The organism is Actinokineospora sp. NPDC051303, from assembly GCF_055586285.1.
The window spans coordinates 27,199-40,679 of record NZ_JBVJIN010000050.1 but is presented as its reverse complement, the minus strand read 5'-3'; the positions used below and the strand labels follow the sequence as shown (position 1 = coordinate 40,679).

Annotated in this window: 10 protein-coding genes; 1 reads left to right on the top strand and 9 read right to left on the bottom strand. The window is 69.0% G+C overall.

The genetic code is table 11. The features are described from left to right. Positions 1–200: 200 nt before the first annotated feature. From ACZ6SD_RS27190 to ACZ6SD_RS27155, 8 genes are all read right to left on the bottom strand, one after another. Positions 201–545, bottom strand: a complete 345-nt coding sequence (locus ACZ6SD_RS27190) for a hypothetical protein (RefSeq protein WP_465319838.1) — start codon at positions 543–545, stop codon at positions 201–203. A 123-nt stretch (positions 546–668) separates the two neighbouring features. Beyond that, positions 669–2,156, bottom strand: a complete 1,488-nt coding sequence (locus ACZ6SD_RS27185) for a neutral zinc metallopeptidase (RefSeq protein ID WP_465319837.1) — start codon at positions 2,154–2,156, stop codon at positions 669–671. A gap of 78 nt (positions 2,157–2,234) precedes the next feature. Further along, positions 2,235–3,605: a neutral zinc metallopeptidase gene (locus tag ACZ6SD_RS27180; protein WP_465319836.1), complete on the bottom strand. Its 1,371-nt coding sequence runs from the start codon at positions 3,603–3,605 to the stop codon at positions 2,235–2,237. Between the two features lie 249 nt (positions 3,606–3,854). Beyond that, a complete protein-coding gene (glgB, locus tag ACZ6SD_RS27175) occupies positions 3,855–6,011 on the bottom strand; it encodes a 1,4-alpha-glucan branching protein GlgB (RefSeq protein ID WP_465319835.1) in 2,157 nt (718 codons plus the stop codon). A gap of 5 nt (positions 6,012–6,016) precedes the next feature. Beyond that, entirely contained in the window at positions 6,017–6,445 is a 429-nt protein-coding gene (locus ACZ6SD_RS27170; protein WP_465319834.1) for a CBS domain-containing protein, read from the bottom strand. Positions 6,446–6,571: 126 nt separating this feature from the next. After that, positions 6,572–7,936 (bottom strand): maltokinase N-terminal cap-like domain-containing protein, encoded by a 1,365-nt coding sequence (locus ACZ6SD_RS27165; RefSeq protein WP_465319833.1) that lies wholly within the window; start codon positions 7,934–7,936, stop codon positions 6,572–6,574. Further along, positions 7,933–9,732 carry a maltose alpha-D-glucosyltransferase gene (gene treS, locus ACZ6SD_RS27160; RefSeq protein ID WP_465319832.1) on the bottom strand — a complete coding sequence of 600 codons (1,800 nt, stop codon included), beginning with the start codon at positions 9,730–9,732 and terminating at the stop codon, positions 7,933–7,935. The genes ACZ6SD_RS27165 and treS overlap by 4 nt, the downstream gene beginning before the upstream one ends. A 129-nt stretch (positions 9,733–9,861) precedes the next feature. Further along, positions 9,862–10,446: a TetR/AcrR family transcriptional regulator gene (locus ACZ6SD_RS27155; RefSeq protein ID WP_465319831.1), complete on the bottom strand. Its 585-nt coding sequence runs from the start codon at positions 10,444–10,446 to the stop codon at positions 9,862–9,864. Positions 10,447–10,462: 16 nt separating this feature from the next. Between ACZ6SD_RS27155 and ACZ6SD_RS27150 the strand changes: the two genes are divergently transcribed. Then, positions 10,463–10,861 (top strand): DUF6463 family protein, encoded by a 399-nt coding sequence (locus tag ACZ6SD_RS27150; RefSeq protein WP_465319830.1) that lies wholly within the window; start codon positions 10,463–10,465, stop codon positions 10,859–10,861. Positions 10,862–10,878: 17 nt separating this feature from the next. Here the strand turns inward: ACZ6SD_RS27150 and ACZ6SD_RS27145 are convergent, their stop codons facing one another. Next, positions 10,879–12,846, bottom strand: coding sequence for an alpha-1,4-glucan--maltose-1-phosphate maltosyltransferase (locus ACZ6SD_RS27145; RefSeq protein WP_465319829.1), 1,968 nt, complete (start codon positions 12,844–12,846; stop codon positions 10,879–10,881). Positions 12,847–13,481 lie beyond the last annotated feature (635 nt).

Below are 13,481 nucleotides of genomic sequence, written 5' to 3'. Positions count from 1 at the left end.
GGGCCCCTACGAAGGAAGATCGCCGTGTGAAAGACGGGTGGGAAGCCTACGGCCTCACACGCGCGGAGCCAGCTTAGCGATCTTCCTTCTCCCCCAAAGAAACCACTCCACCCCATCGAGCACCTGGCAGCGTTAGCTGCGGTTGGCAGTCGGGCGGGTTCGCTGTCCCGCTCTCACCGGGCGCCTGGCAGCCTCGGGTGCTACAGGACGAGATGGTCACCGGTGTCGGTGGGGGATTTCCTGGTGATCAGTCGTTCGGTGAGTGAAGAACTGTAGATGGTGCCAGAGAGTTCCGCGCCGTATTCCGGTTCGCCGGGGGCGAGAATGGTGCGGTCGAATCTTACGAGCCGACCGTGGTGGATGGCGCTGCGCACGATGACCCTCAGCCGCCAGGCCCCGTCGTCTTGCTCGGTCAGGTCCCACTCCACCAGTGAGCCCAGCGGAGACGGGAATCCTCTAGGGACATTCGTACTGCTCAGGTCGCCGATGACGCCTGCGATGGCGGCTTCGGCGGCCTTCGTGGCATACCGTTCCCTGTCGTTCATTTCACCCCCATGGTAGTTAGGGGTGGAGGTTGAACGAAGTCCGCTGGTTGTTGGCGGGGTGGTGTGCGTGGCAGTCAGCGTGCCGGTAGAGGTGGTGGTTACCGGCACGCTGACTTGGCTGTGTTAGCTGAACTGGCTGGCGCAGCCTTTGTCGCCCTCGAAGTAGCCGAGGCGGAAGGCTTCCACGCGGGCGAAGCCGGAGGGGACCTGTTTGCCGTTGACGTCCGCGGCTATCAGGCTGTTGTCCTGGAGGAGTTCCGCTACCGCCTCGTCCAAGTCGCCTACAGCTAGGCGTAGTTTGGGGCCGCCGCTGGTGTCGTCGGTGTCGGTGAACTTGGCCCATGCGCCGGTCAGGCACGCGGTTCGCAGGCCCGCCTTGTCGCCTTCGAGGGGGGCGTTGAGGGACTTCTGGATCGCCAGGGAGTAGCGGGAGGCGATTTCGGCGAAAGCGGCGAAGTCGCCGATGCCCGCGCCGTCGACGCCCGGTTCCTGGCCGCGCTTGGGTGGGGTGGCGATCTTCTGCATCTCGTCCCGGTCGATGGCGATCAGGTTCTGGTCGACGCAGAAGGACACCGGTGGGGTGGAGTGGCCCGTCGCGCAGCCGCCGCCGTTGTAGGTGATCTTGGGCTGTTGCGCGCCGGTTCCCTGGAACGCGTCGTTGAGGCTCTTGTCCAGCAGGTCCTGGATCTCGGTGTCATCGAACTCCACGTCGCCGTTGTCGGAGTTCTTCATCTCGGCCTCTTTGCGTTCCTTCTCCACGATCCGGCTGTTGATCTCGTCGGGAGTCATCCGCGCGCAGCGGGTCGGGCCCTCGGAGAAGCCCGCCTGGAATGCGAAGACCCGGTCGAACGCCAAGCCGTGCGCGCCCTGCTTGCTGGCCGAGAGACCGGCCGGGTCGCGGATGAAGAACATGGTCGCCAGCACGTGGTTGAGGCCCTTGCCGGTGTTGATGTCGAAGTGCTTCGACTTGCCCTCGGCCACCCAGCGGAAGAAGCCGCCGGTGTAGCAGTCGGCCTGCTGCTCCTTGACGATCGTCGGCGTCGCCTGGCTGATGTTGCTCTTGGCGCCAAGCCGGAACTGCACGGCGTGGCCCATCTCATGGGCCAAGACCGCCACCACCGACATCGGGCCGAACTGCTTGTTCAGCATCGGCAGCAGCACGCCCCGGTCCCACGCGATGCTGTCGTCCGCGCCGCAGTAGAAGGCGTTGACCAGGTCGGCGGTGCTCTGGCCGCACAGGGTGATCGCCTTGCCGTCCGAGTCGTAGGACGCCAGCCGCTTGATCGGCTCGAACTCCTGGCCGTCGAAGTCGGCGGGCATCCGCTCGCCCCAGTACTCGTAGATATCGGCCAGGGCGTTGGTCGCCAACCGGTCCATCTCGCCGTTGTCGGCGTTCTCCACGGTGAGGGTCGCGTCCGGCACGCCCTGCTTGGGGCCGCTGGGGCCGTCGTTGTTGACCGGAATGCCCGCCGCCGTGCCCGCGTCGATATCGCCGACACCGCGCGCCCGGCCCTCCACCGGCTGCCCGGCGCAGCCGCCGACCTGCCCGATCAGCGCCCCCGCCGCCACCAGGGTCGCCGCGACCCGCATCCGCGCACCCAGAAACCGCACTTGACCCCACCACTTCATGTCCGTTTTAACCTGGGTGCACAGTACTGTGGGCCACCGACAGCCGTACCGAGATCTCGTTTATCCGGTGATTCCGCACTTGCCGCCACCCTGGGTGAACCCCAGGCGGAACGCGGTGACCCGGTCGAAACCCGCCCCGATCGACTGGCCCTTGGCGTCGCGGGCGGCGTAGTCGTAGTCCAAGAGGACCTGCACCGCCTCATCGAGGTCGCCGGGGGACAGGAAGCGCTGCCGGGCGACGAACAGCGAGCCGGTGAACGCCCCCGACAGGCACACCACCGACTTCTGCGCGTCCTCACCGTCGAGCGGTTTGCCCGCCGCAGCCAACGCGGCCAACGCGTACCGGCTCGCCATCAGGGTCGCGGTGGCGTAGTCGCCGATGTCGGCGTGGATCGCCGGAAGCTCCTTGCCGGTGTCCAACTCCACCGCGCGGCCGTCCGGGCAGAACGCCACCGGGCCCTGCCTGGCCCCCGTGCAGTCGGGGGCGTCGGCGACCGTGCGCACGGACGGCTCCGCCCACTGCTTGCCCGCCGCGCCCAGCAACTCGGCGAAGTACGTGTTCAGGCTCGGAGTGATCGACTCGACCATCTGGTTGAACCGCAGGTTGCCGCCGCGCGCCTGGTCGCCCGCGTCGATGAACCCGCTCAAGGTGAACGTCCGGTTCGTCACCGTCATCCGCGCGCACAGCTCGACGCCCTGCTCGTAGCCGTCCTGGAACGCCGAGACCCGGTCGAACGCGTCGCCGTGCGCGCCCCGGTCGGTTTGCTCGGTGCCGATCGGGTCGCGGAAGCTGATCAGCGACTCCAGCGCCGAGTCCAGCCGCTCCTTGGCGATGTCGAGGTGCTCGGCCTTGCCGTCGGCGACCCAGCGCACGAACGAGCCCGCGTAGCAGTCGGCCATCGCCTCGATGAGGATCGTGGGGAACCGCTCCGGGTTGGCCCTGCGGTCCGACAGGCCCGCCCCGGTGCGGTTCTGCACCGCGTGGCCCATCTCGTGCGCCAGCACCAGCATCACCGCGGCCTCGCCGAACCGGTCGCGCAGCACCGGCAGCAGCGCGGCCCGGTCCCAGGCGATGACGTCGGCCGTGGGGCAGTAGAACGCGTTGCCCTCGACCTCCACGGAGGTCTCGGCGCACGGCGGCGCCTCGCTCTCGGCGTCGGCGGTGTCGACCGAGTGGTAGCCGCCGTGCAGGTCGTCGAACTCCTTGCCGAACGCCGAGGGGAACCGCTCGCCCCAGAACACCCGCAGGTCCGTGATCACCGTCGCGGCGAGCCGGTCGATGTCCCCGCCATCGGTGTTCTCCACGAACGACGGGTCGACCCCGCCCTGGGCGTCCGGGTCGTCCCGGGAGACCACCGACCCCTGGCCGGTCGGCTCGCCGGGGATCGCGGTCGTGCAGGCGACCGCGGACACGGCCAGCGCGACCGCCACCAAGACCCGAGCCGCAGCCGACCGGATAAGAGGAGGCCGGGTTGGCGCTGACCGGACCGCGGTGAGCTGGACAAGAGCCGACTGGATTGGCTCTAACGGAACCTCAGCTAACCGGGCCGCGGTTAACCGGGCTAAGCGGACCTCGGTTAACCGGCTGGCCGCCGATCGGGCCGCGGTGCGGGGGCGGATTCGGGAACGCACCCGCCCAGTGTGCCCCAGCACGTCGCCGTCCGGGCTTGATCGTCCGGCTCAGGAGTCCTCGGGCACCAGCCACACGACGCCCTGCGGCGGCAGTTGCAGCACCACCGACGCCTCCCTGCCGTGCCACGGCGTCGGCTCGGCGTCGACGCCGCCGAAGTTGCCCACCCCGGAGCCGCCATAGACCCGCGCGTCGGTGTTGAGGATTTCCCGCCAGCGGCCGGTGCGCGGCAGCCCGACGCGGTAGTCGCGGTGCGGGGCGCCGGAGAAGTTCGCCACGCACAGCAACTCGGTGTCCCCGCCGCGGCGCAGGAAGCTCAGCACGTTGTTCGCCCAGTCGTTCCCGTCGATCCAAGAGAAGCCCTCTGGGCGCGTGTCGTCGGTGTAGAGCGCGGGCTGGTCACGGTAGACCGCGTTCAGGTCAGCCACCAGCGACTGGATGCCCCGGTGCAGCTCGTACTGGGTCAGGTCCCAGTCCAGCGACCGCGACTCCGACCACTCCTGCGTCTGCCCGAACTCGCCGCCCATAAACAGCAGCTGCTTGCCCGGGTGCGCCCACATGAACGCCAGCAGGGCGCGCAGCCCGGCGGCCTTGTTCCAGTCGTCGCCGGGCATCCGCGACCACAGCGAGCCCTTGCCGTGCACCACCTCGTCGTGCGACAGCGGCAGCACGAAGTTCTCGCTCCACGCGTACACCAGCGAGAACGTGACCTCGTTGTGGTGGTAAGAGCGGTGCACGGGGTCGTGGCCGAGGTAGTTGAGCGTGTCGTGCATCCAGCCCATGTTCCACTTGAAACCGAACCCGAGCCCGCCCAGGTGCGTCGGCCGGGTGACCCCCGGCCAGGCCGTGGACTCCTCGGCGATCATCACGACGCCGGGGTGGTGCTTGTAGACGGTCGCGTTCAGCTCTTGCAGGAACCGCACGGCGTCGAGGTTCTCCCGGCCGCCGTGGACGTTGGGCAGCCACTCGCCTTCCTTGCGCGAGTAGTCCAGATAGAGCATCGAGGCCACCGCGTCGACCCGCAGGCCGTCGATGTGGAACTCCTCGATCCAGAACAGCGCGTTGGCGACGAGGAAGTTGCGCACCTCGGTGCGGCCGAAGTCGAACACCAGCGTGCCCCAGTCGGGCTGCTCGCCCCGGCGCGGGTCGCCGTGCTCGTAGAGCGGGCTGCCGTCGAACCGGGCCAGCGCCCAAGAGTCGCGCGGGAAGTGCGCGGGCACCCAGTCCACCAGCACGCCGATGCCGCGCTGGTGCAGGATGTCCACGAACTGGCGGAACTCGTCCGGCGTGCCGAACCGCGCGGTGGGCGCGTAATAAGAGGTGACCTGGTAACCCCAAGAGCCGCCGAACGGGTGCTCGGCCACCGGCAGCAGCTCCACGTGGGTGAAGTTGTGCTCCACCAGGTAATCGCCAAGCTGCTCGGCGAGTTCCCGGTAACCCAGCCCCTGCCGCCACGAGCCGAGGTGGACCTCGTAGACGCTCATCGGCGCCGAACTCCACTGCGTCGCGTCCCGCCGCAGCAGCCACTCGTCGTCGCCCCACACATGGTCCGATGTGGACACCACGGACGCGGTCGCGGGCGGCACCTCGGTCGCGAACGCCATCGGGTCGGCCTTCTCGTGCCAGCTTCCGTCCGCGCCGTGGATGCGGAACTTGTACCGGGTGCCCGGCGGCACCCCCGGCAGGAACAGCTCCCACACCCCCGACGAGCCCAGCGAGCGCATCGGGTTGGCCCGGCCGTCCCAGCCGTCGAAGTCCCCGCACACCCGCACACCGCGCGCGGTCGGCGCCCACACCGCGAACGAAGTGCCCTCCACGACGCCCAGGGGAGTGTCGTAGGAGCGCACGTGCGCGCCCAGCACCTCCCACAGCCGCTCGTGCCTGCCCTCGCCGAACAGGTGCAGGTCGAGTTCGCCGAGCGTCGGCAGCCAGCGGTACGGGTCGTCGACCAACTCGGGGCCAGCGCCGTAATCGACCTCCAGCAAGTACTCGTTCGGCGCCTCGGCCAGCGCGACCTCGTAGACGCCGTCGGCGATCGGGGTCATCTCGTGGCGCTGCTCGCCGACGATGACGGCGACGGACTTGGCGTTGGGCCGCAGCGCGCGGACCACCGCCCCGCCCAGCTTCGCCGGGTCCGCGTGGACCCCGAGCAGGGAATGGGGATCGTGGTGCGCGCCAGCGAGCAGGCGCTCGATCTCGTCAACCAAAAGGATCAACCTTGGGATATGTAGGACTGGAGTTGGTCACGGTCGGTTTCGAGCTGGCTGATGTGGCTCTTGACGACATCGCCGATGCTGACGATGCCGACCAGCGCCCCGTCGGCCACCACGGGCATGTGCCGGACCCGGCGCTCGGTCATCGTGGCCGCCAGGCTGTCCACGCTGTCCTCGGGCCCGCAGGTGACGACCGAGGTCGTCATGATGTCGGAAACCGGAGCGGCGAGCAGGTCCGCGCCCCGCTCGGCGAGCCTGCGCACAATGTCGCGTTCGGACACGATGCCGACCACATCGCCGCCGTCGGCCACCACCAGGGCGCCGACGTTGTGCCGGGCCAGCTCGGCGAGCAGCTCGGTCACGGTCGAGTCGGGGCCCACGGTGGCGACTTCGGCTCCCTTGCCACGCAACACATCCGCGATCCGCATGCTGGACACCCCGATCCTGACCATGGCGTCACCCGATAAGCGGGTCTTGCCGATCAGGTTAACCACGTTTGTGACTACCCGGAACTCATGCTGCCTAAAAGTCGCAACGCCGATCCGGGCCATGGCTCAGCCCGCCCGCCGGATCGCGGCGAGCGGGATACCCACCCAGTCCGGCCGGTTGCGGTGCTCGTAGGCGACCTCGTAGACGGCCTTGTCCAGCTCGAAAGCCCGCAGCAGCGCCGTTTGCGCGCGCGGGTCCTCGCCGACCGCGGCGTACCCCGCGCAGAACGCGGCGCGGTTGCGGTCCGCCCATTCGGCCGCCCGGGTCAGCCGCTGGTGATCGGCCGCGCTGGTGATCTCATCGCCCGCGAGCAGATGCAGCGCGGCGTAGTCGAACGAGCGCAGCATCCCCGCCACGTCCCGCAGCGGCGAGCGCTTGAGCACCCGCTCGTCGGGCCGCGACGCTGGCTCGCCCTCGAAGTCGATCAGCACCCAGCCGGTCGTGGTGCGCAGCACCTGCCCGAGGTGCAGGTCGCCGTGCACGTGCTGCACCTCGACCCCCTCGGGCAGCTCGCGCACCGCGTCGAACGCCGCGCGCAGCATCGGCTCGTGCTCGGCCAGCGCGGGCACCTCGGCCAGCACGGCGTCGAGCCTGCCGTGCATCTGCTCCACCGCGGCGCCGATCCGCTCGACGCCGACCGTCTCGGCGCCCAGCTGCGCGGCCAGGTCGGCGTGCACCTGCGCCACCGCCGTGCCCAGCCTGCCCGCCTCGGCCGCGAAGTCGCCGCCGACCTCGCCCGCGTGCAGGTCGCCCTCGGCCAGCAGGTCGCGGACGCTGGCCGTGGCCATCGCCCAGCCCTCCACGGCGTCGGCGAAATAGCGCTGGGCGAAGCCGAGCACGGCCCCGTCCCCCTCGGCCCCGCTTTCGACCACGGCCACCGGCTCGGCCACCTGCTTGCTGCCCGCCCGGAACAGCGCCCGGTGCAGCTCCACGTCCCGGTTCTTCCCCGGGACCGGCCTGCGGAACAGCTTGAGGATGTAGTGGTAGCCGAACACCACCGAGGTGTTGCTCTGCTCCACCCCGACCGGCCGGGCCCGCAGCCCGGTCACCACCTCCACGCCCGGCTCGCGCTCCCAGCGCAGCCCGCCCTCGTCGGAGCCATGCGCGAGCAGGTCGAGCACGATCGCCATCAGCTCGGGGTCCTGCGTGGCCTCGTAGGCGAACGACTCGCCGAGCTTGCCGATGAACGACGCGTGCAACTGGTCGGTCAGCTCGTCGCGGACGCCGATCAGCAGCTGGTACCGCTCGCCGTCGTCCACTTCGACCATGGCGTGCAGCAGCGCCGGGTCGCCGCCGGAAAGCAGCGTCGCTCTCTCGACGCGGACACTGGAAAGCTCCCGCCCCTTCGCCGCGAACCAGCGCTGCGCGGGCAGCCAGGCGCGCAGGTCGTCCGTCAGGGACGCCACGGCATGCAGGGGCCGGGTGCTCACAGGGGCTCGCCCTCCTCAAGGTGCGCGGTGATCTGGAACCAGTAGAAACCGTGACCGGGCAGGGTCAGCAGATACGGCAGCTCGCCGATCGCCGGGAACCGCACGCCGCCGGTCAGCTCGACCGGGACGCAGCCGTCGTGGTCGGACAGGTGCAGCTCGACCGGCTGCGGGAACCGGGACAGGTTGTTCACGCACAAGACCACGTCGTCGCCGTGTCTGCGCAGGTAGGCGAGCACGCTCGGATTGGACGAGCCCAGTTCGGTGAAGTCGCCGAGGCCGAACGCCTGGTGCTCGGAGCGGACCTGCAGCATCCGGCGGGTCCAGTGCAGCAGCGACGAGGTGTTGTTCATCTGCGACTCGACATTGACCGCCTGGAAGCCGTACACCGGGTCGGCGATCGCGGGCAGGTACAGCCTGCCCGGGTCGCAGCGGGAGAAACCGGCGTTGCGGTCGGGCGACCACTGCATCGGCGTGCGGACCGCGTCCCGGTCGCCCAGCCAGATGTTGTCGCCCATGCCGATCTCGTCGCCGTAGTACAGAACAGGGGAACCAGGCAGGCTCAACAGCAGCGCGGTAAACAGCTCCTGCTGGTTGCGGTCGTTATCGATAAGAGGCGCCAACCGGCGGCGGATACCGATGTTCGCCTTCATCCGCGGGTCCTTGGCGTACTCCGCGTACATGTAGTCGCGCTCCTCGTCGGTGACCATCTCCAAGGTCAGCTCGTCGTGGTTGCGCAGGAAGATGCCCCACTGGGCGCCCGCTGGGATCGACGGCGTCTGCGCCAGGATCTCCGAGATCGGGAACCGCGACTCCCGGCGCGCGGCCATGAAGATCCGCGGCATCAGCGGGAAGTGGAAAGCCATGTGGCACTCGTCGCCGCCGACGCTGGGATCGCCGAAGTACTGCACCACGTCCGCTGGCCACTGGTTCGCCTCCGCCAGCAGCACCCGCCCCGGGTACTCGTCGTCCACGACCTTGCGGCAGCGCTTGAGGAACTCGTGGGTGCGGGGCAGGTTCTCGCAGTTGGTGCCCTCCTCCTCGAACAGGTACGGCACCGCGTCCAACCGGAACCCGTCGATGCCGATGTCCAGCCAGAACCGCAGGACGTCGAGCATCGCCTCCTGGACCTCGGCGTTCTCGTAGTTCAGGTCGGGCTGGTGGGAGAAGAACCGGTGCCAGTAGAACTGCCCCCGCACCGGGTCGTAAGTCCAATTCGACGTCTCGGTGTCCACGAAGATGATCCGCGCGTCCAGATAGCGGTCGTCGGTGTCGGACCACACGTAGTAGTCGCCATAAGGGCCGTCCGGGTGCTGGCGCGACTCCTGGAACCACGGGTGCGCGTCCGAGGTGTGGTTGAGGACCAAGTCCGTGATGACCCGAATGCCGCGTTTGTGCGCTTGATCCAAGAGGTAGCTGAAGTCGTCGACTGTCCCGAACTCGGGCAGCACTGCCCGGAAGTCGGAGATGTCGTAGCCGCCGTCGCGCAGAGGGGAGGCGTAGAACGGCGGCAGCCACAGGCAGTCGACGCCGAGCCACTGTAGATAGTCGAGCTTGTCGGCCAGCCCGCGCAGGTCGCCGGTGCCATTGCCGTCGGAGTCGTTGAACGCGCGGACAAGCACCTCGTAGAAAACCGCGTTCTTGTACCACTGCGGGTCAGGCGGGGCCGACCGCGCGTGGTTGAAGTCCTCGGCTTGGGGCTCGGTCAGGTGACCGTCCGCGGTCACCGCCTCGCCGGTGTGTGGGATGCCCGCTAGACCCAGAGCCGCGTCGGGCGCGGTGGAGTCCTGAACCGTCATGCTTGTCGCCCTGTCACCGTCGTCGTTGTCGGTTGGCAATGCGTACCACGCGGATAGCGGCGCACGCACTGCCAAACCCTGTCGGACCTCCCGGGTCTCCCCTCTGTCTCGAACCGATCCCGCGAAGGATCAGCGCGGGAGCAGTCCGACGTCCACCACGTCCATCACCCGGCGGGCGGCATCGGCGGCGTCCGAGGGCGTCACCTGATCGTCTACCACCATTGAGGCCAAACCATGCATCAAGCAGCGCATGGTGAGCATGACGTCACCCGGATTTCGCACAGTGATCACACCAGCGAGGCGCGCGCGCTCCAACGTCGCCGCGAAGATCGCGCCGAGTCGCGCCTCGGACGCCGAGGCGGACCTGGCCGGAGCGGCGGCGCCGAACATCAGTCGATAGAGGTGCGGCTCGGCGATGGCGAACTCCAGATAGGACGTTCCGATCGCGCGCAACGCCGCCAGCGGATCGATATCCCCCGGCGGGGTGATGGCCGCGGCGAGGTCGGCGAAGCCCTGCTCGGCGACCGCGGCGAGCATCGCCTCCCGGTCGGCGAAGTGCCGGTAGGGGGCGGCGGGGGAGACCTCGGCGCGGGCGGCGACGCCGCGCAGGGTCAGCTTCGCCACCCCGTTCTCGTCCAGCAGGTCGCGGGCGGCGGTGATCAGCGCGCGCCGGAGGTCGCCGTGGTGATAAGGCTTGTCCGTCGATGTGGACATCGTTAACATCCTCCATGTGAACAACGTCAACATTACTCGTCTGGCGGGCTGGCTGGCCGTCGTCGGCGGGATCGCGCACCTCGGAGGCACCGCGGCCGCCCGCGCGGGAGTGTGGTCGGACATCGTCGGCGCGGGCGGGTGGAACACGATCACCCTGGAGCCGGGGACGGCGCGGCTCGCCGCGGCCGAGGCGTTCTGGCTCACGCCGGGCAGCTTCGCGGCGCCGCTGCTGCTGTTCGGCGCGCACGTGCTGTGGTCGAGCCGTCAGGGCCACCGGGTGCCCGCCGCGTTCGGCTGGGCGATCGCGGCGTGGGGCGCGGTCGCCGTCGTCCTGCTGCCCACCTCGCCCGGATGGCTGATCCCGGTCGTCGGCGTCCTGCTCGTGCTCGGCGACCGGGCCGAGGTCACCGCCTGAGCGGCGGTCTCACCGTCTCACCGTCGGATGTGGACGATGTGGGCCACCGACAGCCACGGTTCGAGACGCACGTAGTTCGCCACGCCCCACTGCCAGCTCTGCCCGGACACCTCGTCGTAGGCGGTGTGCGCGGTGTTCGGATCGAGGCCGAGGGCGGGCAGGTCCAGCCACAGCGTGCCGTCCTGGGCGTTGTGCGGGTCGAGGGTGATCACGCAGACCACGGTGTCGCCGGTCGCCGGGTCGGTCTTGGAGTAGGCGATCAGGGCGTCGTTGTCGATGTGGTGGAAGCGCAGGGTACGCAGCTGCTGCAACGCGGGATGGGCGCGCCGGATCGCGTTGAGCCGGGTCAGCCACGGTTGCAGCGACCGGCCCTCGGCGAGCGCCTTGGCGTAGTCGCGGGGCCGGAGCTGGTACTTCTCGGAGTCCAGGTACTCCTCGCTGCCCTCGCGGACGGCCTGGCCCTCGAACAGCTCGTACCCGGAGTACACGCCCCAGGTGGGCGACATCGTCGCGGCCAGCGCCGCCCGGATCGCGAACATCGCCGGACCCCCGCGCTGCAACGACTCGTGCAGGATGTCGGGGGTGTTGACGAACAGGTTGGGCCGCGCCTCGTCCGCGTGCTCGACCAGTTCAACGCCGAACTCGGTCAGCTCGTGCTTCGAGGTCCGCCAGGTGAAGTAGGTGTAGGACTGGGTGAACCCCAGCTTGGCCAGCCCGTAGAGCCGCGCGGGCCGGGTGAACGCCTCGGACAGGAACAGCACATCGGGGGCGACGGCCTTCACCTGGCGGATCAGCCACGCCCAGAAGTCCGGCGGCTTGGTGTGCGGGTTGTCCACTCGGAACACCCGCACCCCGTGATCGACCCACACCAAGAGCACCCGCAGCACCTCCGCGTAGAGGGCCTCAGGGTCGTTGTCGAAGTTGATCGGGTAAATATCCTGGTACTTCTTAGGCGGGTTTTCCGCGTACGCGATAGTGCCGTCCGGGCGGGTGGTGAACCACTCCTGGTGTTTGATCACCCACGGGTGGTCGGGCGCGCACTGCAACGCGAAGTCGAGCGCGACCTCCAGGTCGAGTTCCCGGGCGCGGGCCACGAAGGCGTCGAAGTCCTCAAAGGTCCCCAGCTCGGGGTGGATGGCGTCATGCCCGCCATCGGACGACCCGATCGCCCAGGTTGACCCGACGTCGCCGGGCTGCGACACGACGCTGTTGTTCGGGCCCTTCCGGTTGACCGACCCAATGGGATGAATGGGAGGCAGGTAGACGATGTCGAACCCCATCGCCGCGACCCGCTCCAGTTCCTTGGCCGCCGTCCGGAAGTTCCCGTGCACCGGCTTCCCCTCGGCGTCCAGCCCACCGGTCGAACGCGGAAAGAACTCATACCAAGAGCCGTAAAGCGCGGCCTTGCGATCAACCCAAAGCTGGTACGTCTTCCCCCGAGTGATCAACTCCCGCACCGGGTGCGTCGTCATCACCCGCTGCACCGGCTCCGACAGCGCTTCGGCGATCCGCACGGACAGCGGAAAGGTCGGGTCCCGCAACGCCCGGGCCGCGGACAACAGCAGTTTCCGATCCCCACTGCGGTCGGGCCGCCGCCCCACCCGCTCCAGAAGCCGAGCCCCGACCTCAAGATCGTTGCCCAGTTCGTCGGCGCTCTGCCCCGCCCCAGCCTTGACTTCGACGGTGTGCCGCCACGTGGACCACGGATCACTCCAGGCATCCACCCGAAACGTCCAAAGCCCTTCCGCGTCGGGCACGATCGCCGCGACCCACCGGTCGCTATCCACCCCATCGGCCCGCATCCGCGTCCGCCGAGCCTTCACATCCCCCGGCCCCCGCCAGGTGACGGTAGCCGCGACCGCGTCATGCCCTTCCCGCCACACGGTCGCCCGGACGGGAATGTGTTCCCCCACAACAGCTTTCCCCGGATACCGACCGCAAGACACGATCGGGGAGACGTCATCGATGCCCAGCCGACCGCTCACCGGTCAGGCTCCTTCCCGTCGCAACTGCTTGTCCCCAGTCTGCCTTGCCAAGGCCAGTCCTACACAACGACCTCCACCTAACGCCAGCCACCGCGCCGCCCAACGGTGATTGGTCATCTACCGGTCATACCCAGTCCGCCGCACCCAGAACCCTTGCCACACCACCCACTCGATCAACTCCCCGCCATCCGCGCCTCGCGCCTCGCGCCTCGCCTTCGCACCACGCCTGGTCCTTCTCATCCCACCCGGTGCGGTGCCCAGCCCGCACTCGCGCACCGCGACCCCGGGCCTTCGCCCGTATCTCGGTCCATGCGTCACCATTCGGTCCGTGGCCCCAGCGCTTTCGTCCAGAGTCCTTCGCCCGGTTCCGTGTCCTCTCGCGGCCTCGCCGCTCCCGGCAGCGGCTCGGTTCGTGGCCCTGCGCTTTCCCTCTGTGCCCTGACTCTTCGCACTGAGATCCTGCACTTCCGCCGGATTTCACTCCGTAGCCCCGCCGTCTCGCCGGTGCCTCCGCGCCTTCTTGTGCTCCCCGCCCTTTAGCTTCACAGCCCCCGAGCTTCACAGCCCCCGCCTCGCTCATACTCCGGCGCTCTTAGTCCCGTGATCCAGCGTCGGAGCGCCGTGCCCAGAATTCG